The organism is Rhizobium sp. WYCCWR10014, from assembly GCF_001657485.1.
Classification (GTDB): domain Bacteria; phylum Pseudomonadota; class Alphaproteobacteria; order Rhizobiales; family Rhizobiaceae; genus Rhizobium.
On the sequence record NZ_LXFU01000022.1, the window covers coordinates 49,846 to 74,866 of the forward strand.

Below are 25,021 nucleotides of genomic sequence, written 5' to 3' on the forward strand. Positions count from 1 at the left end.
CGCTGGAAGAATGACGGTCAAGCGCCTCGGCCGGGCGGCGTCGATGGCTCTCTGCATCGCAGCCGGCGCTTCCTCGTCATGGGCCGGTGACGTGCCGGTCATTAGCCGGCAAATCTCCGATTTCAGGATCGGTTATTCAGAGACGCAATTCGGATCGCTGGAATTTCTCGGCGGGCTGGAGATGGTGTCCAGCCGAGCGCTGTTCGGCTCGCTCTCCTCCATCCGTTTCCGGCCGGACCAAAAACATTTCGTCGTCGTGCTCGATACCGGCCAGTGGCTTACCGGCAGCATCGAGCGCGACGTCAAGGGCAGGCTTTCTGGCCTTTCGGATGTCGAGATCACGCCGATGAAGAACAGCGCCGGGCGCAGCTTCGAAGGCAAGGGACATATGGATGCCGAAGGCTTGGCGCTTGACGGCGACCGGATCCTGGTCTCCTTCGAGCAGGCTCATCGCGTCGATGTCTATCCCGATCCTGGCTTTGCCGGCTCGGGAGCGATCGCCACGCTGCCGATCCTGATCCCGCGGAGAATGCTGGACGACAACCGCGGCATCGAAACCATCACCGTGGCGCCGGCATCCAGCCCGCTTCGGGGCGGCGTGGTCATCGTCTCCGAACGCGGTCTCGACAGTGACGGCAATCGGCTGGCGGCCATTCTCAGCGGGCCGCTGAAAGGGCGTTTCTCGGTTAAGCGGGACGGCAGCTTCGACATTACCGACGGCGCCTTCCTGCCGAATGGCGACCTGCTGCTGCTGGAGCGCCGCTTCAACATGGCCGAAGGCATCGGCATGCGTCTTCGGCGCGTCAAGGGCGCCGACATCAGGCCCGGCGCCGTCGTTGACGGCGAATTGTTGCTGGAAGGTAATTTCAACTCGCAGATCGACAATATGGAAGGGCTCGATGCTTTCCAGGCGGCCGACGGCACGACCCATATCATCCTGGTGTCGGACGACAATCATTCGATCCTGCAGCGCAATCTGATGCTGGAATTCCGGCTTTCGGAAGAGGCCGCGTGGTCAGCGCCGAATTCCCGGAAGCGGAATTGATCTAAGCATCGTGCTTTCCGAAAATCGGAATCGATTCGGAATTCGGAAAGCACGATGCTTAGATTAAAAATGTTAGAGCGTCCTTTGTGCGTCCTAAAGGGCGTACGGCACTCTAGACGTCAGACTGATGTCATATGCCTCAGCTATCCCCGCCATAGGGAAAGCAGCCTCGGAGGGAGGTTCGTGGTGCATATTCATGTCATGGGCGCGTCCGGTTCCGGCACGACATCACTCGGCCTTGCGCTTGCCGAAAAGCTCGATATCGCCCATCTCGACACCGACGATTTCTTCTGGCTGCCGACGGACCCACCGTTCACGACGCCGAGGGATGCCGACGAGCGCATCGGATTGTTGCTTGACGAGGTGGCACGGCATGAAGACTGGATCCTCTCCGGATCCGCGCTGAAATGGGGAAGGCCGCTCGAGCCGCTCTACGATCTAATCGTGTTTCTCAGGATCGATCCGGAGCTTAGAATGGCGCGCATCCTTGCGCGGGAGATTGCCCGATACGGAAACAGAATCAGCCCCGGCGGCGACATGGCCATAAAAAGCGGGGAGTTCCTCGAATGGGCGGCCAGCTACGACACGGCCGGTCCCGAACGCCGCAGCCTTGCGGCACATGAGCAATGGCTGGAAACACAGACAGCGCCGGTGCTGCGGCTTGATTCATCGCTAGACATCGACGATCTGGCCGCAGAGGTTCTGCTGCATCCTGCCATCGCCGCCGGTGCGGTCCGGCGGCGTTCGTGATTTAATTTGCGCGAGCGGCCTGCATCGGCCGCAGTACGTTCATCAGCGCGCCATAAGGCAGCAGCATGACGAGGCCGACGATCATCTTCACGGCGAAATCGCCGATCGCCCAGGAAATCCAGCGCGGTGCCTCCGTGGCGAAAACGCCGAGGATGGGGGCGGCCTCCAGCGCAAACGGATCGTTCGGGCCGAGGAAGACGAAAAACGCGGCGAAGGACAGCGAGAAGAACATCACCGTATCGAGCGCCGAGCCGATCAGCGAGCCGACCAGCGGCGCGCGCCACCAGGCCTGGCGGCGGAGGCGATTGAAGACGGCGATATCGAGCAGCTGGCCGGCGAGATAGGCCGAGCCGGAGGCGATCGCGATACGCGGCACCGAGGTGAAGAAGGACAGCGTCACGCCGACGACGAAGCCGGCAAAGACGACCTTGCGGGCTGCCTGCGGGCCGAACTGGCGGTTGGTCAGATCGGTGATCAGGAAGGCGATGGGATAGGAGAAGGCGCCCCAGGTCAGGATGTCGGCAAGGTTGATGCCGGCGACTTCGGCGTTCAGCGGAAACTGGACGAGGAAGTTGGAGGCGACGACGACGAGCGTCATCAGCGCGACATAGGCGATGGTATAGCGGGTCTTCAGCATTTTTTTATCCTGGGTGATGCCACCAGTTGGAGGAGCAAACCGGCAAAGCAAAAGGCTTGTCCGGTATTATCCGTTCAAGCCTTTTGAAGCCGTATGAAAGAAGGGCAGACGCTTACGCAGCAGCGGCTTCAGCGGTCTTCTTGGCGATCTGACGGCGCAGCAGGCGCGCGCGCATCGACAGTTCGTTTTCGCTGGCCTTCAGCAGGAAGGCATCGAGGCCGCCACGATGCTCGACGGAGCGAAGAGCGGCAGCCGAAACGCGAAGACGATAACGCTGGTTGAGAGCGTCGGAAATCAGCGTTACCTGGCACAGGTTCGGCAGGAACCGGCGCTTGGTCTTGTTGTTGGCATGGCTGACATTGTTACCAGTCAGGACGGCCTTGCCGGTCAATTCGCACACGCGGGACATGGAACACCTATTCTTGTTTTTCTCGGGCCATCGAATTGCCATTCCCGGCAAAGCCAGGCGCGCAATCCAACGGGCATGATTGGAAAGTTGCGGTTCTATAGTCAGACAGGTTGCTCGCGTCAAGCCAAACCTTGGCCTTTCCCGCAATTCTGTCAAAAAGCTGCTGTTTTCTTCCCTTCACGGCAGGAGTATAGAGCGCTCAGCAAGGGCCTGCCAGCGCGCAGCAAGACAAGGCTTTTTTCCATGGCTCATTCGGGCAGACGGATTTTCATTTCGGCCATCGCCGCACTTCTTGCCATACCGGCATCGGCGGGCGAAATCCAGCATCGGACGGAATACCGGGTGGCGCTCGCCGGCCTGCCGATCGCGCGCGCCGCGTTCCTGACGCAGATCGAGGACGATCACAGCTACAAGATCGCCGGCGACATCAATTCTGCCGGTCTTGCCGATCTCGTCACGACGATTTCGGCGAAGACCAGCGTCACGGGCGTTGTGCGCAATGACAGATTGCAGGCGCAGAAATATTCGCTCTACTACAAGAGCGGCAAGAGGAAGGCCCGCGTCTACGAGGTCAGCTACCGCAACGGCAACATCATCTCGGCGACGACGACACCGATGCCGAAGCGTCCGAAGAACTGGATCGACGTCACGCCGCGCGACATGCGCTCGGTGCTCGATCCGATCTCCGGCCTGGTCTTCACGGGCGATACCAAGGTCTGCTCGCAGACGCTGCCGATCTTCGACGGCGAGACGCGGATGGATCTGGTGCTGTCGCCGAAGGGCGACGAGGATTTTTCCACCAATGGCTTCAAGGGCAAGGCAACCGTCTGCAGCGTGCGCTTCGTGCCGCGCTCGGGCTACAAGAAGGGCCGCAAGGACATCGACTATCTCAGCAAGAGTAACCGCATGGAAATCTGGTTTGCCAAGTCGAACGCGGCAAATGTATACGCTCCTGTCTATGTGCGCATTCCAACCGAATATGGAATGGTGACGATCACTGCCGTCAAATACGGCAGCAACAGCTGACGGGGCTTCTGCCGCCGTGAAGGGGGACAGGTGAAGCTTCGCGCGACGTTGATCGGTTTTACGGCCATTCTGATGTGGTCGTTCCTGGCGTTGTTCACGGCCGCCTCCGGCATGATGCCGCCGTTCCAGCTTTCGGCCGTCTGCTTTGCGATTGGCAGCATTCCCGGCCTCGTCGTGCTTATCCTCAACCCCGCGCGGCTGGCGCTGCTGAAGCAGCCGGCCAAGGTCTGGATAACCGGTATTTTGGGGCTGTTCGGTTATCACTTCCTGTATTTTACCGCGCTCCGCAACGCGCCGGCGGTGGAGGCGGGGCTGGTCGCCTATCTCTGGCCGCTGTTGATCGTCGTCGGTTCGGCGCTGCTGCCGGGCGAACGGCTGCGCTGGTATCATGTGGCAGGTGCGCTTGCCGGGCTTTGCGGCACTTTCCTGATCGTCGGCCGCAACGGCACCGATTTCGACGGCGCCTATGCCGTCGGTTACGGGGCGGCCTTTCTCAGCGCTTTCACGTGGTCCGGCTATTCGCTGCTGACGCGGCGTTTCGACGCCGTCTCCACGGATGTCGTCACCGGCTTCTGCCTTGCGACCTCCATGCTGTCGCTCTTCTGTCATCTAAGCCTGGAGACGACCGTCTGGCCTGCAACGAGTTTCGAGTGGGTCGCCATCGCCGGGCTCGGGCTCTTTCCGGTCGGGGCTGCCTTCTACGCCTGGGACTACGGCGTCAAGAACGGCGATATCCAGATCCTCGGCGCGGCAAGTTATGCAGCACCGCTGCTTTCGACGCTTATCCTGGTGCTGTTCGGATTTGCCGAGCTGGGCTGGCGCATGGCTCTTGCCTGTCTGCTCGTCACCGGAGGGGCGGTGCTCGCCGCCCAGGACATGTTCCGCCGCAAAATTCCGGCCCAGTCCGCGGCGGCAGAGTAGGCCTCAGCTAGTTGGAGCATGATGTCGCCCGAAAACCGCTCACACTTTCGGCATCATGCTCTAAAGCGCGTCGCGATCTCTCCGATTCGCTCCTCGCGCTTTAGATCTTTGTTTTTACGCCCATCGTTCTCGCAAAACCGCTGCACACTTTTGCGCGATATGCTTCAGCCGGGCTTCCAACCGGGCGGCGCCATCTCGAAGCTCGAAAATTCGAAGCCGGGCGAGACGGTGCAGCCGACCAGGGTGAAATCGCCGAGGGTTTCGGCCGATTGCCACCAATTGGCGGGAATGATCGCCTGCGGCCGCTCGCCGGCAGGGAGATTCGCTCCGAGCGTCAGGGTCTCGCTTGCCGTTCCGTCTTCCGACCGATGCAGCGAGAGCGGCGCGCCGGCGTAATAATGCCAGACCTCGGCCGCGTCAGGGACACGATGCCAGTGCGAACGCTGCCCCCTGGTCAGCAGATAATAGATCGCCGTCGAGTGGCCGCGTTCTCCGCCCGCCGTATCGCGGAATGTCTGCACGTACCAGCCACCTTCGGGATGCGGCTGCATGCCGAGTTCGCGGATGATGTTCTCAGGCGACATCAGAAATGGTCCTTGCGCTTGCGGATTTCGGCAAAGACTTCCTCGTTGGTCTTGCCTTCCATCAAAAGATTGCGGCGGATCGCCGGATCGGCGGCGCGCAGAAACGGGTTGGTTTCCTTTTCCAGCCCCAGCGTCGTCGGGATGGTGAATTTGCCGTCGGCGCGCAAGGCCTCGATCTCGGCGGCGCGGTTCTTCAGTCGCTCATTGTCGGGGTCGACGGTCAGCGCGAACCGGGCATTGGACAATGTGTATTCATGGCCGAAATAGATGGCGGTCTCATCGGGCAGTACAGCGAGTTTCTGCAGAGAATGCCACATATCGGCGGCCGGGCGTTCAAACAGCCGGCCGCAGCCGAGTGCAAACAGCGTGTCGGCGGCAAAGAGCAGCTTGTCATCGGCGAAGTGATAGCAGATGTGGCCGGCGGTGTGGCCGGGCGTCTCGATGACGTTGACCATGTGGTCGCCAAAAAGGAAGCTGTCGCCATCGCCCATCGTCCGATCGAGGCCGGGAATGGCGACGGCCTCGTTGATCGGGCCGATGATCTCGCAGCCGAACTGTCCCTTCAGCGCCAGGTTGGCGGTGACATGATCGGTGTGATGATGCGTGGTGAAGATATGGGTGATTTTCCAGCCGCGACGCGTCGCCGCTTCCAGGATCGGCGCCTCCTCCGGCGCATCGATCGCCGCGGTAAAGCCTGTCTCCGGATCGTGCACGAGAACGCCGAAATTGTCGGTGCGGCAGAGAAAAACGTCTAATTCCAAAGGTTTCATCGTTCAATAATCCCTTATCCCAGGAGTCTCGCGGAAATGTAGAGGTTCCGGCCTTGAAGTCCAACCGCCCGCTGATAACATTTGTCGCAATGCACGCCGATATCGTCGACTTACGCCAGTTCTATCATTCCGAGCTCGGACGTCTTGCCGAGCAGTCGATCGCCATGGCGCTGTCCTCGCTCTGGGTGCGGCTGCCGCAAGAGCGACTGGTCGGTCTCGGTTATGCCGTGCCCTTCCTCGATCGCTTCCAGGCCGATACCGAGCGCACCTTCGCCTTCATGCCGGCCGGGCAGGGCGCGGTGAACTGGCCGATGGGCTCGCTCTCGACCACGGCGCTGATTTTCGACGAGGAACTGCCGCTGCCGGACTCCTCGATCGACCGGGTGCTGATGGTGCATTCGCTGGAATTTGCCGAAAGCCCGCGCGAGACGCTGAAGGAGCTCTGGCGGGTGCTGGCGCCGGGCGGACGGCTGGTCATCGTCGTGCCGAACCGGCGCGGCGTCTGGGCACGCATGGAGCATACGCCCTTCGGTTCGGGGCGGCCCTATTCCCGCGGTCAGCTGACAAATCTGCTGCGCGAGACGAACTTCACGCCGGGCGCGACGGCTGAAGCGCTGTTCTTCCCGCCCTCGAAGCTCAGAACCATCCTGCGCCTGCGGCGCGCCTTCGAGCGGATCGGCCGAACGCTTTGGCCGGCCTTTTCGGGCGTCATCATCGTCGAAGCGCAAAAGCGGCTTTATCAGGGGCTGCCGGTTGCGGCGCGGGCCTCCCGCCGCGTCTTCGTGCCGGTTCTCGCACCCCATGGCGTGCCGACCACACGTAGCAGGTAAGTCGCTCCCAGCGTTCCCCAACTGCTTGTGTCACGCCCATGGCTCTCGACAACAATCGCATTCCGCTTTAATGCCACTTGGTGTTTTTCAGCCCGGATTTACCGGCAATTCCAAGGTCGAACCCATGAGCGTTGAGATGAGCAAGCCCGTTCCGCGTCCCGGTATTCTCGATATCGCAGCCTATGTGCCGGGCAAGGAACATGCGCCGGGTGTCGCCCGCGTCTACAAGCTTTCGTCCAACGAAACGCCGCTCGGCGCCAGCCCGAAGGCAATCGAGGCCTTCAAGACGGTTGCCGACAATCTGGGGCGTTATCCCGACGGGCAGGCGATCGAACTGCGCGAGGCGATCGCCGCCGTGCACGGTCTCAATCCGGCAAACATTCTCTGCGGCAACGGTTCGGACGAGCTGCTCGGCCTGCTCTGCCATGTCTATCTCGGCGCCGGCGACGAGGGCATCATCACCGAGCACGGCTTCCTTGTTTACAAGATCCAGATCCTCGGCGCGGGCGCTACGCCTGTCGTCGTCAAGGAGAAGGACTATACGGTCGATGTCGATGCCATCCTCGCCGCGGTTACGGAGAAGACGAAGATCGTCTTCATCGCCAATCCGGGCAATCCGACAGGCACCTATGTTTCCGTCAGCGAGATCCGCCGCCTGCAGGCCGGACTGCCGAAACATGTCGTCCTCGTACTCGATGCCGCCTATGCCGAATATGTGCGCCGCAATGACTATGAAGCCGGCATCGAGGTCGTATCCTCCAATGCCAACGTGGTGATGACCCGCACCTTTTCGAAGGCCTATGGTCTTGCGGCGCTGCGCGTCGGCTGGATGTATGCGCCTGCCGAGATCGTCGATGCGCTGAACCGCGTGCGCGCGCCGTTCAACTTGAACGCGCCGGCAATCGCCGCCGCTGCCGCTGCCATCCGCGACCAGGCCTTCATCCAGCAGGCCGTCTCCTTCAACCAGATGTGGGTGGAGACGCTGACCCAGGCGCTCGAAGCGATCGGCCTGAAGGTGACGCCGTCCGTCGCCAATTTCGTCCTCATCCATTTCCCCGAGATTGACGGCAAGCGCGCCGCGGATGCCGACGATTTGCTGACGAGCCGCGGCTACATCCTGCGCGCCGTGCGCGGCTATGGTTTCGCCAATGCGCTGCGCATGAGCATCGGCCCCGAGGAGGCAAATCGCGGCGTGATTGCCGCGCTCACCGAATTCATGGGTCATCAGCGATGAGCGTGCAGTTCGATCGTATCGCGCTGATCGGCATTGGCCTGATCGGCTCTTCGCTTGCCTACGACATCAGGCGCCTTGGCCTTGCAAGGGAGATCGTCGTCGCCACACGCAGCCCCGATACGCTGAAGCGCGCGGAAGAGCTCGGCCTCGGCGACCGCTACACGACGTCATCGCAGGATGCCGTCAAGGATGCCGATCTGGTGATCGTCTCTGTGCCGGTCGGCGCTTCGGAAAGTGTGGCGAAGGAGATCTCGGCAAGCCTGAAGCCCGGGGCGATCGTCACCGATGTCGGTTCGACAAAGGCTTCTGTCATTGCGCAGATGCTGCCGCATATGCCGGATAATGTGCATTTCATCCCCGGCCATCCGCTGGCAGGTACGGAGAAATCCGGCCCGGATGCCGGCTTCCCCGGCCTCTTCGAAGGCCGCTGGTGCATTTTCACGCCGGTCGCTGGCACCGACGAGGAGGCGCTGAAGCGGCTGCGCAGCTTCTGGGAAGCGCTGGGCTCGAAGGTCGACGAAATGGATGCCGAGCATCACGACAAGGTGCTCGCCATCGTCTCGCACCTGCCGCATATCATCGCCTACAATATCGTCGGCACCGCCGACGATCTGGAGACGGTGACGGAATCGGAAGTCATCAAATATTCCGCCTCCGGCTTTCGCGATTTCACCCGCCTTGCTGCCTCCGACCCGACGATGTGGCGCGACGTCTGCCTGCATAACCGCGATGCGATCCTCGAAATGCTGGCACGCTTCTCGGAGGATCTCGCCTATCTGCAGCGCGCCATCCGCTGGGGAGAGGGCGACAAGATATTCGAACTCTTCACCCGCACCCGCGCCATCCGCCGTTCGATCGTCCAGGCTGGCCAGGATGTCGACGCGCCGGATTTCGGCCGCCACGCGCTGGACAAGAAGTAGCCGCCGCGATGGTGGAGGTGGCACGTGCTGGCCGGGCGGATATCGACTGGTTGGTTCGCGAGGATGCCAGCGCCGGTGAGGCATGGGTATCGCGCTGCGTCGCGCTTGGAGAATATCTGGTTGCCAGGGAGGCAGGCGAGATCGTCGGCTTCCTGCGCTTCTCCCGTTTCTGGGGCAGGGTTCCCTATATGGAAATGATCCGCGTCCTGCCCGGCCACCGCCGGTCGGGCGTTGGAACGGCGCTGTTTCTCGCCTGGGAAGACGCCATGCGCGGCGACGGCGCCCGCCTGCTGATGACGTCGAGCGAGTGCGACGAAAGCCGGCCTCAGGATTGGCATCGCCGCAATGGATTTTCCGAAACCGGCGCGATCGAGCTGCCCGGCCTGCAATCGGTGCCGGAAGTCTTCTTCATCAAACAGATAGGTTAGATCGGCGGAATCCGGCCGAGCGGGATGAAACCGCTGACGGTGGCATTGCCACGATTGACGACGAGATCGACAGAGACCTTGTCGCCGCCGCCGGCAAGCGACTTCAAGAGCTTCGTCGCCGTGTTGACGCTTGAGGCGATATCCGGAAAGGCCTGTTTCAGGCTGTCGCCCCAGGGGCCGAGCTGTTCGATCTCCAGCTTGAATTTTCCCGAAAGGAAGCCCTGCTCGTCGAAGGAGAAGGGGCCGGTCAGCGTCATCACCTTGCCGTCGCCGATGTCGGCGACGATGCGGCGCAGTTCACCGGTGGCGCCATTGAGGCCGTTCCGGTCACTGCCGTCGATCAGGCCGGCCTTGCCGGCGACGGTCAGATCGATGCTCGCGGAAAATTTCGGGAAGATCTGCGGCCAGTCCTTGATCGCCGTGTTGGCGTTCTGCACGGAGATCGCGCCGTCGAGATCGGCACCGTTCTGGCGCAGATGGATTTCTGTGCGAGCGGCATCGAAGCTCATGGTCTGGCCGGTGTAGGAGGAGAAGGCCATCGCCTTCAGACCCTCGATGACGGTCGAGCTGCGGTCGATGCCCTGCAGCCTGGTTGCAAGGCTCGCCTGCAGGTTCGTCCACTGGGCCGAGATCGAAAGGCCGTTGCTAGTGCGGATTTCAGCCGGCGAATCGAGTTCCCAGACAATATTGCCGGGCGAATAAACCTGGGCTGCCGAACGCAGTGCGCCGAAAGTGGCGGAGACGCCGTTGACATTGTCGTCGACGTCGATCTTGGAGCAGAACAGGCCGATGCGGAAGGGATAGCCGCGAAATTGGATATCGGAGCATTCGCCGCTGACGCCTGCCTGGTCGCGCGGCGCTATCGCTTTCAGCACCGTGGTCTTCAACGCCGACGCCGCATAGAACCAGCCGCCGGTATAAAGCGCGATCACCAGGAGGACCCCTCCACCCAGCAACCAGAATTTCTTGACGCTGCCGGATTGGCTGCTGCCGGATTGGCTTGACGCTGCCATGATGTTCTCCAATGGTGAATCGCAAATGTGATTCCGGTCTGGCGTGCGATATGGACGAATTTTGGGTATTTGGCTACGGTTCGCTGATGTGGAATCCGGGCTTCGAGTTCATGGAGCGGGCACAGGCGCTGGTCTACGGCTACAGGCGTTCGCTCTGCGTCCGCTCCTTTGTCCATCGTGGCACCCGCGATAATCCGGGCCTGGTTCTCGGCCTCGACAGGGGTGGCGCCTGCCGCGGCATGGCTTTCCGCATTTCGCCGGAAAATTGGGATGAGGTGATCGATTATCTCCGCGCCCGCGAACTGGTCACCAATGTCTACCTGGAGCGCCGGGTGCGGCTGCAGCTTGCCGGCCGGCGCCGGGTGGAAGCGGTCGCCTACATCATCGATCGTGAGCATGAACAATATGCCGGCGCGCTCGATGCGCTTGCGGCGGCACGGGTGGTGAACGAAGCAAAAGGCCAGTCTGGTCCGAATGATGCCTATGTCTTCAATACGCTTGAGCATCTGAAGCAGATGGGCATTCGCGACCATTGGCTGGAGCAGGTCGTCAATGAAGTGGAGCGGCTACGCGCCGCCTGATCTCAGCCAGTTGCCGCGTTCAGCTTTCGCAGCTCGACCAGTCTTTCGACCGCCGTCGGCGGGAGCGGCAGATGCGGATTTTGCGCGACGGTTTCGAGCAGAAGCTCGTCGCTTGCCCGCTCCGATACCTCGATCAGATGGGCGAAAAAGGCGTCCGGATCCATTCCCGGCATGATCGGCGGTAGGATCCTCACCTTGAAATGGCCGGGATAACGGCGAATGCTCCGCCGCGGCCAGAAGAGGCCGGGATGCATGGCGACCGGCACGACGGGGAGGTTAAGATCGCGGTACATGCGGGCGATGCCGTATTTATAAAGCGGCTCTGCGCCCGGCGGGCGGCGGGTGCCCTCGGGATAGATGATGAGCTGGCGGCCGGTCGACAGCTCTTCCTTCGTGCGTTTCAGCACTTCCACCATCACCTTGCCGCGGGCGCCGCGATCGACCGGGATCATGCGCTGTTTCTTCGCATACCAGCCGAAGAGCGGAATCCACATCAGCTCGCGCTTCAGGATGTAAACCGGATCCTTCAGCCAGGGCAGCAGCGCGTAGGTATCCCAGAAGGACTGATGCTTCGGCGCCAGAATGTAACTGCCATCAGGCAGGTTCTCCAGGCCATCGATCTCGAAGGTGGTGCCGACGATCGCCCGCATCAGCCAGTGGTTGGAGCGCGCCCAGTTCTTCGGGATCGCATAGGCGATCTTGCGCGGCACCACGAAATAGTAGGGCGAGAGCACGATCATCCGGATGATGAGGTTGGCGTAGAAGATCGTGTTGAAGAGAACGGAACGCAGGGCGATCATGAAACTTTCCCGAGGCATGCTCACGCGACCGGCCTACACGATATTGCCCGCCATAAAAAGCATTTGATGACGCCTTGATGTAAAAGCCTAGCGCATGACCCCGAAAGTCGGAATCGATTTTCGGAAGGGATTATGCGCAACTTTCAAAGTGATGGACCGTCCTTGCGTGTCCTATCGGACGCGCGGCGCTCTATTCTTGGCCGGACGCACTTGCCGAGCGCAACCCGGTGTGGCGGCCGAAGCCGGTGATGTTGCGGGCGCCGGTCAGCAGCACTTTCACATATTCGGCCAGCATGACACGCAGCGCGTTCGGATCGGTGAACCAGTTGCGGCTCTTCAAATCTGAGTTGACCACGGGATAAGCGATGAACTCGATGTCGGGGTCGACATAGGAGAGCTCGGCGAGGCTTCGCGGCATGTGGTAGTTGTTGGTGACGATCAGAACGCTGCGGTATCCCTTGGCGTGGATCCAGTTCGAAGCTTCCTCGGCATTGCCGATCGTGTCGATCGCATCGTAGCCGATATCGACACAGCAGGAGAAGAGATCGGCTGAACCCTGCGTCATCTTGCGGATCTGCGCCGGCGTCGTCGTCGGGTGGACGCCGGAAATGAGCAAGCGCTTGCCGGCACCCTTCTGCAGCAGCTCGACGGCCTGGTCGATGCGCTGGTAACCACCCGTCAGCACCACGATCGCATCCGCCTTCGGCTCGGCCGGGGGCTTCAGCGTCGTCACGGAATCGGCGAAACGCAGAAAACCGCCGAACACCAGGGCGATTGCCAGCAAGCAGGCAAAGCCGCCCCAGCGCAACAGGCGGCGGATCGGCCCGCGCCGCGGCGGCAGACCTGCCGGGCGATCAAGCTCCGGGTCCTGATGAATCGGGTTGGGTGTCGTGTGTCCCATCGTCATGAATCGTGATTATACGCTGATTGCGGCGCAGAACAGACGCTTTCATGGCAAAACGGCATGGTCACGTTCAAGTTCCGATGCCGTCGGTGCGTGTCGGGTCCGAGCGTAGCGTATCGATTTCGTAGATCGTCCGCATGACGGTCAGCCGCGCGGTGAAGGTGGTCAGGAGCGCGATGACGATCATCGTTGCGAAGATGCCGGCATAGCCGAGCACGCCGACGGAGAAGGTGCCGAAGAGCGCGGTCGCCTGGTCCGTTTCGGGGGTGGCGAGGGTGCGGCTCTGCCAGAAACCGGCGGTGGCGAAGAAGAGAGCGGCAAGCGCGCTGCCGATCGCCGAGCCCTTGAGGCTGATCTTCAGGAAATGCTTCTGGAATTCGGTGGCGACGAAGGAGCTTTCGGCGCCGACGAAATGCAGCACTTCGACGACGTGACGATTGCCCGACAACGCGCCGCGCGTGGCGAAGACGACGGTGAGCACCATCGCCGTGAAAACCAGGAGCAGAATGCCGGTGCCGATCATGACCGTCGTGTGCGCCATGGACACTAGTCGGTCGACCCAGGTGCGGTGATCGTCGAGGGTGGCCTGCGGAATACTGTCCTTCAGCAGCGCCCGCATCGAATCGAAATCCGGTGGATTGCTCTCGTCGATGGTGATGATGACGAGGCGGGGAACGGGCAGATCCTTGAGATCGAGACCGGGGCCGAGCCACGGTTCGAGCAGGCGTGCAGTCGCCGCCTCGTCGACGATCTGGCCGCTCTTGGTGCCGACGAAGGTCAGCGCCAGGTCGCGCGCCTGGGTCAGCGCCTTTTCCATGTCGAGATTGTCGTCCGGCTTGATCTGAATGGTGATCTCGCGGGATATCTGGCTCTCCCAGCTGGCCGCCGTCGAGCGTACCATGCTGACGCCGCCGAGCGTCAGGCAGGCGAGAAAGGCCATGATTGATATCACCACCATCAAGGCGCTGCCCTGGATGTTGGAAGGCGGCAGGATCGGCGCGGTCGGACGCACGCGCAATTCCGGCCGCTTCTGTTGGGTCTTGGCAGACGCCTTTTCGGGGTTTCTGGACGGGGGCTCAGTCATAAATATCGAGATGCCCCTCTGAGAGGATCATGCGGCGGGCTTCCACCTGCTCCATCAGCGCCAGGTCATGGGTGGCGATCACGACTGCCGTGCCGAGGCGGTTCAGCTCGAGGAAAAGGTTGAGCAGGCGCTTGGCCATCGGCGGGTCGACATTGCCGGTCGGCTCGTCGGCCAGCAGCACTTCCGGCCGATCCATCAGCGCTCGGGCGATTGCGGCGCGCTGCTTTTCGCCGCCGGAGAGCACGGGCGGCAGCACGTTGATGCGTTCGCCGAGGCCGACCCATTTCAAAAGTTCCAGGACGTCGGTCTTGTAGGAGCTCTCATCCTTGCCACGCACCCGTAAGGGCAAAGCGACATTCTCATAGGTGGTGAGATGGTCGAGGAGGCGGAAATCCTGGAAGACGATGCCGACGCGGCGACGCAGAAGCGGCAGTTCGGGGCGAGGGATTTCGGAAATGTCGCGCCCGAACATGCGGATCAACCCGCGCGTCGGCTGCAGCGACATGAAAAGCATCCGCAGCAGCGACGTCTTGCCGGCGCCCGATGGACCCGTCAGGAACTGAAAGGATTTCTTCGGAATGTCGAAGGTCAGGTCCCGGAGGATTTCCGGGCCCATGCCATAGCGCAAACCGACATTCTCGAAGTGGATCAACGGGCAGCTCAGTCTGTTGTGGGTTTCACCGCACGACTTGTTAACCAAGACCGTTAACAGCCGGTAAATTTTGCTGGAAAGACGCCCGTTTGATGGCGATCTTTGCGAAGCATTAACCATTAAAATTTACGACTGAGCAGGATTCGTTTCAATGCCAAGATTTCCCCTGGCAACGAAACCATGTGGACATCTGCGAGGCAGCCACCATGGAAGCATCCTCCTTCAGTCGCCGGACGCCGGGCCAGGCCTATGATTTCCTGCCGCCGGAACCCGCCAACCGTCAGTACCGCTCGGCGCGTCCTGCCGATATCTCCGACGCCGAATTCGTCACCCTCGGCAAAGTTCGGCCCAGGGAATTCAATGCAAGGACCTATAACGACAACCGCAAGCGTATGGCTGCCGCAAACGTCGCACCGCCGCCGTTCATGCCGGCAATGGCCGCTTCCGTTCTGCAGACCGTGGAATCCTGGCTGCAGCGCGCGTCGATGCGGAGCTTCGCAGCGCTGGTGCTGGCGCTCGTCGTGCTCGTCTTCGGGCTTGCAGGTGGTTTCTCCGGCCTTTCCGGCGAACGAGCCACTTCCGGAGCATCGCTGCATTTCACCCATGTCACGGTAACGCCGCGTGATGCGAACGGCATGCGCGTGCTCGTCATCAACGGCATCATCGAAAACGAGAGCGGCACGACGCAGACGGTGCATCCGATCCGTGCCGATCTCGTGACCGACGAGCGGCTGACCGCAAGCATCGTCATCAACCCGCCCGCCGATGTGATCTATGGCGGCCAGAGCCGTGGCTTCTCGGCTCGCGTCCAGCATGCCGGCGGAAAAATGCCCGAAGTCCGGCTTTCCTTCCTGCCACAGACGTAACAGGACATGGGATGGGGCCGACTTTCGCGCCACGGTCGCGCCAATCCCGTTAATTTCATAGCCGGCGAGGCTGTTTCAGGCTCGCATATGTGCTAACGGCTTACCCTTCTTTTCATGGAGCAAGCCCTTATGCCTGTCGTGCGCGGAAAAAACATCGAGCCGCTCTTCACTGCCGAGCAGATCGCCGAGCGCAATCATTCGATGGCGCGGGAGATCGCCAATGGTCCGACCAAGGACCTGCTCGTCATCGCCGTGCTGAAGGGGTCCTTCATCTTCGCCGCCGACCTGATTCGCGCCCTGCATGATAGCGGGCTTGCCCCGGAGGTCGAGTTCATCACGCTGTCGAGTTACGGTATCGGCACTGTTTCTCAGGGCGTGCGCATCGTCAAGGATATCGACAGCGACGTGCATGGCCGCGATGTCCTGCTGATCGACGATATCCTCGAATCCGGCCGGACGCTGCTCTTTGCCAAGGAATTGCTCTTCGAACGTGGCGCGCGCAACGTCACGATCGCTGTGCTGCTCGACAAGCGCGTCAAGCGCAAGGAAAAGCTGGAGGCTGATTATGTCGGCTTCGAATGCCCCGACTATTTTGTCGTCGGCTACGGCATGGATGTCGCCTATGCCTTTCGCGAACTGCCCTTCGTCGGCGTGGTGACCGGAGACGCCTGAGCTGTTGCCTTCGAGACGGGTTGTTAACCATCTCGTCCATCGCTTCCTCATCTTTACCGATCGAAAAGGAAAGTCTGGTGATTTCCGTCGCGGGGCTGATACGGAGCGATGCACATATGGCAAGAATTCTGATTACGGAAGACGAGGACTCCCTGCGGTCCTTCGTGGCCCGGGCCCTGCGGCTTGATGGCCACGAGACCGATGAGGCGGCCGATGGGGCCGAGGGCTTGGAGAAGCTCAAGGATGGGGTCTACGATCTGCTGCTGTCAGATATCCGCATGCCCGTGATGGACGGCATTGAACTCGCCCATCAGGCAAAAGACGCTTTTCCCAGTTTGAAAATCCTGCTGATGACCGGCTATGCCGAACAGCGCGAACGGGCCGACGATCTTGCCGAAAAGATCATCGACGTCGTCGCCAAGCCATTCGCGCTTCCCGATATCCGCAAGGCGGTCGCCCGGGCGCTCGTCGCGTAGAGCATGATGCCGAAAGGTGTGAGCGGTCGTCGGACGAGATGGTGCTCACCTATCCTCGATAGACATCCGGATTTAGATTTTAGGCCGCTCCGGCCTGAAATCATCCTGTTGGAGCGACTGCGATCCATTGTGCGGTGGCGTAGGGCCTACTGGATGTCCAGCAGCCGCTCGAGATAGCGCCGTTCCATTTCCTGCGGTGGATTGTTGCCGAGCTTTTCGCGGATCGCGTCAAGGATTTCACGTGCCCGCTGAACGTCGATTTCGTCAGGCACCTTCACGCTGTTGTCGCCGAAATCAGGTCCCTGGGTCCGGCGTGGCCGGCCGAGCGGGTCGCGGCCGTTCTGGTCGCCCTGGCCAACCTGGCCGTTCGGTCCTTGACCTTGCTGGCCCTGCTGCGCCTGCATCATCTGGTTCATCATGTCGCGGGCGCCCTGGCGAAGCGCTTCCAATGCGCGGCCCTGGCCCTCGACGGCCGGTTGGCCGCGGCCCTGGCCGAGTTCACGGCCGGCGCCTTCCATTTCGCGTTGCGCCTGGCCAAAGCCCGGGCCAGGCTTCATGCCCATCTCGCCAAGGCTCTTCTGCAATTCGCCGAGCTGCTTGCCGAGAGCATCCTGCTGGGCGCGCAGCTGTTTCAGCGCCTCGCGCAGTTGCTCGGCCGTCATCTGGTCGGAGGGCTGCTGGCCTTCCTTGCCTTGCTGGCCCTGTTGCTGATCCTGCGGCTCGCCGTTCTCTCCAGGGTTCATCTCGTCGAGCAGCGGATCGTTCTCGCCCATCTCAGGCTCGCCGCGCTGCATGCGGTCCCTGAGCTGCTGGTCGAGCCGGAAGGTCTGTTCCATCAGCTTCTGCTGGTCGCGCAGGATCTCGCCGAGCTTGTCGATCTGTTTGCGGGCTTCGCTGTTTTCCTGGCCCTGCTGACCGCGCTGCGGGCGGCCCGCCTGCAGGTTGTTCATCATCCGCTGCAATTCCGACAGCATCTGCTGGGCCGCGTCACGATTGCCGGAGCGGGCAAGATTCTCGATCTGGTCCATCATCCGTTCCAGATCCTGCTGGCGCAGGATATTCTGCGCATTCTGGTTCGGCTGCATCGGCGCGTTCTGCATGCGTTGGGCAAGCTCGGTCATATAGTCCTGCATCGCCTTGCGCAGCTCGTCCATCAGCTTCTTGATCTCCGCGTCGGGAGCGTTGCGGTCCAGCGCGTCGGCAAGCTTCTGCTGGGCTTCGCGCAGCTTGCGCTCGGCGAGCGAAAGATCGCCGTCCTCCATGCCGAGGGCGATCTCCCAGAGATATTGGGCCGTATCCTTCAGCGCATCCTCACCCTTCGCGAGCTTCATGCGCGCCAAGGCGGATTCGAGCAGCAAGTAGTTGGTGAGCTTGGGGATCGTCTCCTCGGGACGGATGGTCAGCGCCTCGTTCAGGGCGATCGCCTGCGGCATCTTGCGCGTATCGAGCGCGAAAACCTGCCGTTCCTCGGCGACAGCCGCGGCAAGCGGCTCGTTGAAGGGCCGCGATGGCAGCACCATCTCATGCGGCGGGCTGCGGCCGGTCTGGCCGGCGGCATCCTTGGCGACGAGGGTGATGCGCACGCGCTTGCCGGCAAGGGGATGTTCGGTCAGATTCCGGCTGGTCACGCCCTTGGCGTCGCGGGCGTTGCGGCGGGGAATATCCAGCCGGTACTCCGGCAGCGGATAGAGCGGCGTTGCCGTCGGATCGTTTTCGACGGGAACGATCTCCGCATGCGCCTCCTGGACGCCGTAATCGTCCTTGACGGTGAAACCGATTTCGAGCGCCCCGTTGACACTGGGCTTCGGCAAACCGTCGAAGGCAATCTCCGGCGCCTTGTCGGGGAGCACGTCGAAACTCCAGCGGCGGCCGTTGACCTCGAGTGCACCGTTCTCCTGAAGCTTCATCATATGCGTCTGCGCGACGAGAGCCTGGCTGGCCGGTGCCGCCGTCTGCTGCTCGCTGCCTGATGCCGCCGTCTGCTGCGGCTTGGTATCCGCCTGCACTGATATATCCTGGGCCTCGCCGTTCGCCTTGCGGAACACCACTTTTTCGGCCGTCTTTCCGCCGCTGACGCGGACTGTGAGGCCTGAAAACTGCGGAATGCCGATCGGCGCCTGCTCGCTGCCGTCAGCCGTCAGGTAGATCGGGGCGCGGCCGGTATAGGAAGGCGGCGTCACCCAGGCGTCGATGCGCACCGCCGGATCGCTGACCACCTGCTCGGGTGCTGCCTGCAATGCGTCGCGGATCGAGCCGCCGTTGATCGACAGAGAATAACCGAAGGCAGTGACGAGCAGCAGCGCCGGGACGGCGCGAAGCGCGAAACGGTCATGCGCGGCGATATCGGGCCGCGGCAGTCCGGCATCGAGCGCTGCGATCTTTTCGGCCATGCGCGTCTGGTGCTCGCGCCAGAGCGCCCGGCCGAAGGGCGTATCGAAGGCCGGCTCGTCTTCCTGGACGGTGACCGGCTGGTGCGGCAAGCCGTTGCGCTCTTCCAGCATGCGATCGGCTTCTGCGACTTTCGGCCAGCGCAGGGTGCGGAAGGGGAGGAGCGAAACCAGAAAAGCGCCGGCAAAGGCAATCAGCAGCAGGATGCGCAGCCAGTCCGGCACGCTGCGGAAGAGGCCGAACCAGGAAGCAGAGAGATAAAAGGCGATGACGGACAGTACCGGCATCAAAGGCGGCAGCAACTGCTCGAAAAAGAGCACGATGCGCGCCAACAGGCGTTTCGTCGTCACCAGCCGGGCAAGCGACGGACGGAACGCAAATGCACCTTTCTTCTGCCGAGAGGGGCTTGTCATCGGTCCGGTCTCCGCGATCTGGCGTTCTGGAACAGAGGGCGCTTCCGGCGATTGCAGGGCAATACGCTCATGAACGAAAGGATAACACTCTTTGTGGCGAAGGCGAGGGCGAGCGGCCGCTAATACCGGCTTTTCACGCCTATTCGCCAAAAAGTGATGGCTTGTTCAGTCGAGCCAGGCTGGAACGGAGTCGAGGCTGATCAGTTCGGCATAGGTTCTGCGCGGCCGAATCGTATGGAAATCGCTGCCCCTCACCAGAACTTCGGGCACCAGAAGGCGGCTGTTATAGGTGCCGGCCTGGACTGCGCCGTAGGCGCCGGCAGTGCTGACGGCCATCAGGTCGCCCGGCTTCGGCATCGCCATCTCGCGGTCGAGCGCCAGATAATCGCCGGTCTCGCAGACGGGACCGACGACATCGGCGCGGATTCGTGGGGCGTTGGCCGCCGAAATCGTTACCGGCCGGATCTCGTGATAGGCCTCGTAGAGCGTCGGGCGGATGAGATCGTTCATCGCGCCGTCGACGATGACGAAGGTCTTTTCGCCGCCATCCTTCACATAGAGGACTTCGGTCACGAGGATGCCGGCATTGCCGACGATCAGGCGTCCGGGCTCGGTGATGATCTTACAGTCCAGGCCGCGCAGCTGGTTCTTGACGATTGCGGCATAGGCATCCGGCAGCGGCGGCGGATTGTTGTCGTCCTTGTAGGGGATGCCGAGGCCGCCGCCGATATCGACATGGTGGATGGTGTGGCCGTCGGCGCGCAGCGTCGCCACAAGATCGTGCAGCAGCTTGAAGGCATCGTCGAAGGGCTGCAGCTCCGTGATCTGGCTGCCGATATGCATGTCGATGCCGGTGACCTCGATGCCCGGCAGTCTGGCGGCATGGGCATAGATGGCGCGGGCGCGCTCCCAGGAGATGCCGAACTTGTTTTCCTTCTTGCCGGTCGAGATCTTGGAATGCGTCTTTGCATCGACATCAGGGTTGATGCGGAAGGAGACGGGCGCTTTCTTGCCAGCCTTGACGGCGCGTTGATTGAGGATCTCGAGCTCGGGCTCGGATTCGACGTTGAAGCAGTAGATGCCGGCCTCGAGCGCAAAATCCATCTCGGACGGCGTCTTGCCGACACCTGAGAACATGATGCGGTTTGCCGGAATGTCCGCGGCAAGCGCGCGGCGCAGCTCGCCCTCGGAGACGACGTCGATACCGGCGCCGAGGCGGCCCAGCGTCTTCAGCACCGCCTGGTTCGAATTCGCCTTCATCGCATAGCAGACCATGGAGTCCATGTCGGCAAAGGCTTCCGAAAAGACGCGGTAATGACGCTCCAGCGTTGCGGTGGAATAGACATAAAAAGGGGTGCCGACCGCCTTGGCGATCTCGGGAACGGGGACGTTCTCCGCATGAAGGACGCCGTCGCGGTACTCGAAATGGTTCACGGGCTTATGCCTTAAAGAAGGGGATCGAGAAGGAAGGGCTTGTCGACGGTTCCCGGCCGTTGCGTCGGCTTGGAAACGTCGCCTTCCTTGGTTGCCGCAGCGCTCGGCGGATCGAGGTCGCCCTTGCGCCCGCATCCGGCAACGGCAAGGCCGATGACGGCGAGAACCGCCGTCAGGCGGACGAGGTGCGGCAAGCTCTTCTGCATGGATATCCTCTTTTGCGGCATGTGCTGGCATCATTCGTATCGAACGATGTCCATCTTCATAACGAAGTTTATCTGCCTTGTGCACCCTGATTGTTGGCGGTCTTTGCGCGTCCCGCAGGTAGGGCGCGGCGGCTTTTCGCCACGCCTGGTATCTCTTAGTTACGGGCGCGCCAGAAGGCGATCTGCCTGCGCACTTCGGACGGCGCCGTGCCGCCGAAGCTCTTGCGGCTGGCGACCGAGGCCTCGACGGTCAGCACGTCGTAGACCTTGTCGGTGATCTCGGCATGGATCGCCTGCAGATCGGAGAGCGGTAGCTCGGCAAGGTCGCAGCCCTTGCTTTCGGCGAGCGCTACGGCGCGGCCGGTCACGTGATGGGCGTCGCGGAAGGGGAGGCCTGCTTCGCGCACCAGCCAGTCGGCAAGATCGGTCGCCGTTGAATAGCCGGAGCCGGCCGCCGCCTTCATGCGCGCGGTGTTGACGGTCATGTCGCGCACCATGCCGGTCATGGCGGCGATTGCCAGTTCCAGGCTCTCGGCAGCGTCGAAGACCTGTTCCTTGTCCTCCTGCATATCCTTGGAATAGGCGAGCGGCAGACCCTTCATGATCGTCAGCAGCGCCACCAGCGAGCCGTTGATGCGGCCGGTCTTGGCGCGCACCAGTTCGGCGGCATCCGGATTCTTCTTCTGCGGCATGATCGACGAGCCGGTCGAGAAGGCGTCGGAGAGACGCACGAAACCGAATTGCGGGGTCGACCAGATGACGATCTCTTCTGCCAGACGCGACAGGTGCATGCCCGCAATAGCTGCGATCGACAGGAATTCGATGGCGAAATCTCGGTCGGAGACCGTATCGATGGAGTTGCGGGTCGGCTCGCGGAAACCGAGCGCCCTGGCCGTCATGTGGCGGTCGATCGGATAGCCGGTGCCGGCAAGTGCGGCGGCACCGATCGGGCTCTCGTCCAGATGCTCGATGGCATGGCGCACGCGGGAGCGATCGCGGCCGAACATTTCGACATAGGCCATGCAGTGATGGCCGAAGGTAACGGGCTGGGCGGTCTGCAGATGGGTGAAGCCGGGCATGACGCTTTCGGCATGTTCTTCGGCGCGGTCGAGGAAAGCCGCAATCAGGCCGGTCAGCATCCGCTCGGTCTTCTGCAGCTCTTCCTTCACCCAGAGACGGAAGTCGAGCGCCACCTGATCATTGCGGGAGCGGGCGGTGTGCAGCCGGCCGGCCGCCGGTCCGATCAGCGTCGCCAGGCGTGCCTCGACATTCATGTGGATGTCTTCGAGCTGACGCGAGAATTCGAAATTGCCGCTTTCGATTTCTGACAGGATCGTGTTTAGCCCGTGAACGATCTTGTCCTTATCGTCAGTGGAAATGATCCCCTGATGGGCGAGCATCGTCGCATGGGCAATCGAACCGCGAATATCCTGCGCGAATAGCTTCTTGTCGAAACCGATCGAGGCATTTATCTCCTCCATGATCGCGTCCGGGCCGGAGGCGAAGCGACCGCCCCACATCTGGTTGGAGGATTTGGTGTCCGTGGTGTCGTCGGCCATGAAGGTGTCCGCCTTGAGGATGCATGTCCAGGAGAATGAAATGACGACAAGAAAACCCCTCGGGCTGCCATCCATGAAATGGATCGCGATGGCCGCCGTTGCGGGTGTCGTTGCCGGTGCGGCAGCGGTATACGTGAAGGAGACGGGGATTGGCAATGGCGGCGGCGAAACGGCATCAGCCGAATGCAAGCTTGCCAAGGATCGCGTCGCCAGCCTCACGCCGCTGATGAAGGGACAGGTGGCGGCCATGGTCGCCGCCTATGAGCCGCGCAAACTGACCGCGGTCTCCTTCAACGGGCCGGATGGCAAGCCGCTGACGCTCGATCATTTCGCCGGCAAGACCGTGCTTCTCAATCTCTGGGCGACATGGTGCGTTCCCTGCCGCGAGGAGATGCCGGCGCTGAACGCGCTCGAGAAGGAGATGGGCAGCGACAGGTTCCAGGTCGTTCCGGTCAATATCGATAGCGGCGGCGACGAGAAGCCGAAGACCTTCCTCACCGAGATCGGCGTCGATGCGCTGCAGCTCTATCGCGACAATACGATTGCGGTGTTCAACAGCCTGAAGAAAGAGGGCCTCGCCATGGGGCTGCCGGTGACGCTGTTGATCGACGACAAGGGATGCCTGATTTCGGCGATGAACGGGCCGGCTGCCTGGGACAGCGACGATGCCAAGGCGCTGATCAAGGGTGCGATCGGGTCGTAACGACGTTGATCAGGAGTCCCCATCTCCTCTCATGAGAAAGACGCCGGCGATTCCGATAAGGACGCAGCATTGCAGCAGGAACATAGGTGTTTCGGTCGACATGGCGTTTCCTCCCGTTCCCGGCAAGGAAAGCATTTAGCGGGCGCTCGGTCTATTCGCCCTTTCTGGTGATGGCCGGTTACCGCGTCGGGACCGGTACTTCACCGCGATAGTCATAGAAGCCGCGGCCGGATTTGCGTCCGAGCCAGCCGGCTTCGACATATTTTACCAGCAGCGGGCAGGGACGATATTTCGAGTCCGCCAGGCCGTCATGCAGCACCTGCATGATCGAGAGGCAGGTGTCGAGGCCGATGAAATCGGCAAGCTGCAGCGGTCCCATCGGATGGTTGGCGCCGAGCTTCATCGCCGTATCGATGGCGTCGACCGTGCCGACGCCTTCATAGAGCGTGTAGATCGCTTCGTTGATCATCGGCAGCAGGATGCGGTTGACGATGAAGGCCGGGAAATCCTCGGCGACGGTGATGGTCTTTTCCAGCGTGCCGACGAATTCCTTGGCGGCGGAAAAGGTCTTCTCGTCGGTCGCGATGCCGCGCACCAGTTCGACCAGCTTCATGACCGGCACCGGGTTCATGAAATGAATGCCCATGAAGCGTTCGGGGCGGTCGGTGGCGGCAGCAAGCCGGGTGATGGAAAGGGAAGAAGTGTTGGTGGCAAGCAGCGCTTCCGGCTTCAGGACCGGACAGACCTGCGTATAGATCTTGCGCTTGACCGTTTCATCCTCGGTGGCGGCCTCGATGACGAGATCGGAGGGGGCAAGATCATTGACATCGGACGAGCCGGTGATGAGCGACAAGGTCGACTTGCGCTCCTCTTCGGTCATCTTGCCGTTCGTCACCAGGCGGGCCAGGTTGCCGTTGATGGTGGCAAGGCCGGATTCGATCCGGTCCTGCGAGAGATCGTAAATGTGAACCCTATAACCTGCGGCGGCCGAAACATGCGCGATGCCGCAGCCCATCTGACCGGCACCGATAATACCAATATTCTTCAACACCGCATTCATCTCCAAACCCCCGCACGGCATTCGCCCCCGCGCTGCCGCATTTTTCTAGCAATACTGCCGGACGAAGGATCGCCCGGCAGCAGTAGTAGCCCGATAAAAGATAATTTTCCAGTCATTCGCAAGTGCGAAAGAAAAGCATTTGACGCGGTCAGAGCGCCTTTTGCAATTCCGGCAGGGCGTCGAAGAGATCGGCGACCAGTCCGTAGTCGGCGACCTGGAAGATCGGCGCCTCCTCGTCCTTGTTGATGGCGACGATGACCTTCGAATCCTTCATGCCGGCAAGATGCTGGATGGCGCCTGAAATGCCGCAGGCAATGTAGAGCTGCGGCGCCACCACCTTGCCGGTCTGGCCGACCTGCCAGTCGTTCGGCGCATAGCCGGCATCAACGGCAGCACGCGATGCGCCGACGGCAGCACCCAGCTTATCGGCGAGCGGCAGGATGACCTCCCTGAATTTTTCCGCAGAACCCAGTGCCCGGCCGCCGGAGATGATGATCTTGGCAGAGGTCAGTTCCGGACGGTCGGAGGCCGACAGTGCATCGGCGACGAAGGTCGACAGCCCCGGATCGGAAATCGCCGGGATTGCCTCGACCGTGGCCGAGCCTCCCTCCGGTGCGGAGGCGAAGGATGCGGTGCGCACGGTGATCACCTTTTTG

28 protein-coding genes are annotated in these 25,021 nt (G+C 61.8%); 13 read left to right on the forward strand and 15 right to left on the reverse strand.

The window, feature by feature from the left end; translation table 11 throughout:
- The first annotated feature begins 10 nt into the window (after window positions 1-10).
- Window positions 11-1,045 (forward strand): esterase-like activity of phytase family protein, encoded by a 1,035-nt coding sequence (locus A6U98_RS02120; RefSeq protein WP_064647657.1) that lies wholly within the window; start codon window positions 11-13, stop codon window positions 1,043-1,045.
- 183 nt (window positions 1,046-1,228) lie between these two features.
- A complete protein-coding gene (locus tag A6U98_RS02125) occupies window positions 1,229-1,795 on the forward strand; it encodes an AAA family ATPase (RefSeq protein ID WP_064647659.1) in 567 nt (188 codons plus the stop codon).
- Window position 1,796: 1 nt separating this feature from the next.
- Here A6U98_RS02125 and A6U98_RS02130 read toward each other — a convergent pair whose 3' ends face one another.
- Together A6U98_RS02130 and rpmB are read right to left on the reverse strand one after the other, a co-directional pair.
- Window positions 1,797-2,432 carry a VUT family protein gene (locus A6U98_RS02130; protein ID WP_064647661.1) on the reverse strand — a complete coding sequence of 212 codons (636 nt, stop codon included), beginning with the start codon at window positions 2,430-2,432 and terminating at the stop codon, window positions 1,797-1,799.
- 112 nt (window positions 2,433-2,544) lie between these two features.
- Window positions 2,545-2,841, reverse strand: coding sequence for a 50S ribosomal protein L28 (gene rpmB / locus A6U98_RS02135; RefSeq protein ID WP_018243798.1), 297 nt, complete (start codon window positions 2,839-2,841; stop codon window positions 2,545-2,547).
- Between the two features lie 243 nt (window positions 2,842-3,084).
- Between rpmB and A6U98_RS02140 the strand changes: the two genes are divergently transcribed.
- Complete coding sequence (locus A6U98_RS02140; RefSeq protein ID WP_064647663.1) at window positions 3,085-3,867, forward strand: DUF3108 domain-containing protein; 783 nt, start codon at window positions 3,085-3,087, stop codon at window positions 3,865-3,867.
- Between the two features lie 30 nt (window positions 3,868-3,897).
- On the forward strand, window positions 3,898-4,788 hold the full coding sequence (locus A6U98_RS02145; RefSeq protein WP_064647666.1) for an EamA family transporter: 891 nt from the start codon (window positions 3,898-3,900) through the stop codon (window positions 4,786-4,788).
- A gap of 164 nt (window positions 4,789-4,952) precedes the next feature.
- Here the strand turns inward: A6U98_RS02145 and A6U98_RS02150 are convergent, their stop codons facing one another.
- Both A6U98_RS02150 and gloB read right to left on the reverse strand, forming a co-directional pair.
- On the reverse strand, window positions 4,953-5,372 hold the full coding sequence (locus tag A6U98_RS02150; RefSeq protein ID WP_064647668.1) for a cupin domain-containing protein: 420 nt from the start codon (window positions 5,370-5,372) through the stop codon (window positions 4,953-4,955).
- Complete coding sequence (gene gloB / locus A6U98_RS02155) at window positions 5,372-6,142, reverse strand: hydroxyacylglutathione hydrolase (protein ID WP_064647670.1); 771 nt, start codon at window positions 6,140-6,142, stop codon at window positions 5,372-5,374. Before gloB ends, A6U98_RS02150 begins: the two co-directional genes overlap by 1 nt.
- A gap of 53 nt (window positions 6,143-6,195) precedes the next feature.
- Here gloB and A6U98_RS02160 point away from each other — a divergent pair, with 53 nt between their 5' ends.
- From A6U98_RS02160 to A6U98_RS02175, 4 genes are all read left to right on the forward strand, one after another.
- The gene (locus tag A6U98_RS02160; protein WP_017962305.1) at window positions 6,196-6,972 is read left to right on the forward strand and encodes a class I SAM-dependent methyltransferase; all 777 of its coding nucleotides are present in this window, start codon (window positions 6,196-6,198) and stop codon (window positions 6,970-6,972) included.
- A gap of 136 nt (window positions 6,973-7,108) precedes the next feature.
- On the forward strand, window positions 7,109-8,206 hold the full coding sequence (hisC, locus tag A6U98_RS02165) for a histidinol-phosphate transaminase (RefSeq protein ID WP_184501367.1): 1,098 nt from the start codon (window positions 7,109-7,111) through the stop codon (window positions 8,204-8,206).
- Window positions 8,203-9,126, forward strand: coding sequence for a prephenate/arogenate dehydrogenase family protein (locus A6U98_RS02170; protein ID WP_064647674.1), 924 nt, complete (start codon window positions 8,203-8,205; stop codon window positions 9,124-9,126). The genes hisC and A6U98_RS02170 overlap by 4 nt, the downstream gene beginning before the upstream one ends.
- A gap of 8 nt (window positions 9,127-9,134) precedes the next feature.
- Complete coding sequence (locus A6U98_RS02175) at window positions 9,135-9,554, forward strand: GNAT family N-acetyltransferase (protein ID WP_064647676.1); 420 nt, start codon at window positions 9,135-9,137, stop codon at window positions 9,552-9,554.
- Here the strand turns inward: A6U98_RS02175 and A6U98_RS02180 are convergent.
- A complete protein-coding gene (locus A6U98_RS02180; RefSeq protein WP_064647678.1) occupies window positions 9,551-10,567 on the reverse strand; it encodes a DUF2125 domain-containing protein in 1,017 nt (338 codons plus the stop codon). The two genes, A6U98_RS02175 and A6U98_RS02180, sit on opposite strands and share 4 nt — an antisense overlap.
- Window positions 10,568-10,617: 50 nt before the next feature.
- Here A6U98_RS02180 and A6U98_RS02185 point away from each other — a divergent pair, with 50 nt between their 5' ends.
- The gene (locus tag A6U98_RS02185; protein ID WP_064647697.1) at window positions 10,618-11,148 is read left to right on the forward strand and encodes a gamma-glutamylcyclotransferase; all 531 of its coding nucleotides are present in this window, start codon (window positions 10,618-10,620) and stop codon (window positions 11,146-11,148) included.
- A gap of 2 nt (window positions 11,149-11,150) precedes the next feature.
- Here A6U98_RS02185 and A6U98_RS02190 read toward each other — a convergent pair whose 3' ends face one another.
- The 4 genes from A6U98_RS02190 to ftsE all read right to left on the reverse strand — a co-directional run bounded on the left by A6U98_RS02190 (window position 11,151) and on the right by ftsE (window position 14,588).
- On the reverse strand, window positions 11,151-11,948 hold the full coding sequence (locus A6U98_RS02190; RefSeq protein ID WP_064647680.1) for a 1-acyl-sn-glycerol-3-phosphate acyltransferase: 798 nt from the start codon (window positions 11,946-11,948) through the stop codon (window positions 11,151-11,153).
- Between the two features lie 190 nt (window positions 11,949-12,138).
- The gene (locus A6U98_RS02195; RefSeq protein ID WP_064647699.1) at window positions 12,139-12,849 is read right to left on the reverse strand and encodes a YdcF family protein; all 711 of its coding nucleotides are present in this window, start codon (window positions 12,847-12,849) and stop codon (window positions 12,139-12,141) included.
- Between the two features lie 73 nt (window positions 12,850-12,922).
- Window positions 12,923-13,936 carry an ABC transporter permease gene (locus A6U98_RS02200; RefSeq protein WP_064647683.1) on the reverse strand — a complete coding sequence of 338 codons (1,014 nt, stop codon included), beginning with the start codon at window positions 13,934-13,936 and terminating at the stop codon, window positions 12,923-12,925.
- Window positions 13,929-14,588, reverse strand: coding sequence for a cell division ATP-binding protein FtsE (gene ftsE / locus A6U98_RS02205; RefSeq protein WP_003543317.1), 660 nt, complete (start codon window positions 14,586-14,588; stop codon window positions 13,929-13,931). Before ftsE ends, A6U98_RS02200 begins: the two co-directional genes overlap by 8 nt.
- A gap of 206 nt (window positions 14,589-14,794) precedes the next feature.
- Between ftsE and A6U98_RS02210 the strand changes: the two genes are divergently transcribed.
- The 3 genes from A6U98_RS02210 (at window position 14,795) to A6U98_RS02220 (ending at window position 16,602) form a co-directional block, all read left to right on the forward strand.
- Window positions 14,795-15,454, forward strand: a complete 660-nt coding sequence (locus A6U98_RS02210) for a hypothetical protein (RefSeq protein ID WP_064647701.1) — start codon at window positions 14,795-14,797, stop codon at window positions 15,452-15,454.
- A gap of 129 nt (window positions 15,455-15,583) precedes the next feature.
- Window positions 15,584-16,126: a hypoxanthine phosphoribosyltransferase gene (gene hpt, locus A6U98_RS02215; protein ID WP_003567049.1), complete on the forward strand. Its 543-nt coding sequence runs from the start codon at window positions 15,584-15,586 to the stop codon at window positions 16,124-16,126.
- A 116-nt stretch (window positions 16,127-16,242) separates the two neighbouring features.
- On the forward strand, window positions 16,243-16,602 hold the full coding sequence (locus A6U98_RS02220) for a response regulator (RefSeq protein WP_018495840.1): 360 nt from the start codon (window positions 16,243-16,245) through the stop codon (window positions 16,600-16,602).
- 146 nt (window positions 16,603-16,748) lie between these two features.
- On the opposite strand, the gene A6U98_RS02225 is transcribed toward A6U98_RS02220, so the two are convergent.
- From A6U98_RS02225 to argH, 4 genes are all read right to left on the reverse strand, one after another.
- Window positions 16,749-19,403 (reverse strand): TIGR02302 family protein, encoded by a 2,655-nt coding sequence (locus tag A6U98_RS02225; protein ID WP_064647685.1) that lies wholly within the window; start codon window positions 19,401-19,403, stop codon window positions 16,749-16,751.
- 165 nt (window positions 19,404-19,568) lie between these two features.
- A complete protein-coding gene (gene lysA, locus A6U98_RS02230) occupies window positions 19,569-20,837 on the reverse strand; it encodes a diaminopimelate decarboxylase (protein WP_064647687.1) in 1,269 nt (422 codons plus the stop codon).
- A gap of 11 nt (window positions 20,838-20,848) precedes the next feature.
- The gene (locus A6U98_RS02235; protein WP_064647689.1) at window positions 20,849-21,043 is read right to left on the reverse strand and encodes a lipoprotein; all 195 of its coding nucleotides are present in this window, start codon (window positions 21,041-21,043) and stop codon (window positions 20,849-20,851) included.
- A gap of 155 nt (window positions 21,044-21,198) precedes the next feature.
- Window positions 21,199-22,602, reverse strand: a complete 1,404-nt coding sequence (gene argH / locus A6U98_RS02240; RefSeq protein WP_064647691.1) for an argininosuccinate lyase — start codon at window positions 22,600-22,602, stop codon at window positions 21,199-21,201.
- A 40-nt stretch (window positions 22,603-22,642) separates the two neighbouring features.
- Here argH and A6U98_RS02245 point away from each other — a divergent pair, with 40 nt between their 5' ends.
- Window positions 22,643-23,305: a TlpA disulfide reductase family protein gene (locus A6U98_RS02245; protein ID WP_064647703.1), complete on the forward strand. Its 663-nt coding sequence runs from the start codon at window positions 22,643-22,645 to the stop codon at window positions 23,303-23,305.
- Between the two features lie 178 nt (window positions 23,306-23,483).
- Here A6U98_RS02245 and A6U98_RS02250 read toward each other — a convergent pair whose 3' ends face one another.
- Window positions 23,484-24,365 carry a 3-hydroxybutyryl-CoA dehydrogenase gene (locus A6U98_RS02250; protein ID WP_003543296.1) on the reverse strand — a complete coding sequence of 294 codons (882 nt, stop codon included), beginning with the start codon at window positions 24,363-24,365 and terminating at the stop codon, window positions 23,484-23,486.
- A gap of 148 nt (window positions 24,366-24,513) precedes the next feature.
- On the reverse strand, window positions 24,514-25,021 hold a 508-nt coding region (locus tag A6U98_RS02255; protein ID WP_197496330.1), incomplete at its 5' end, for an electron transfer flavoprotein subunit alpha/FixB family protein.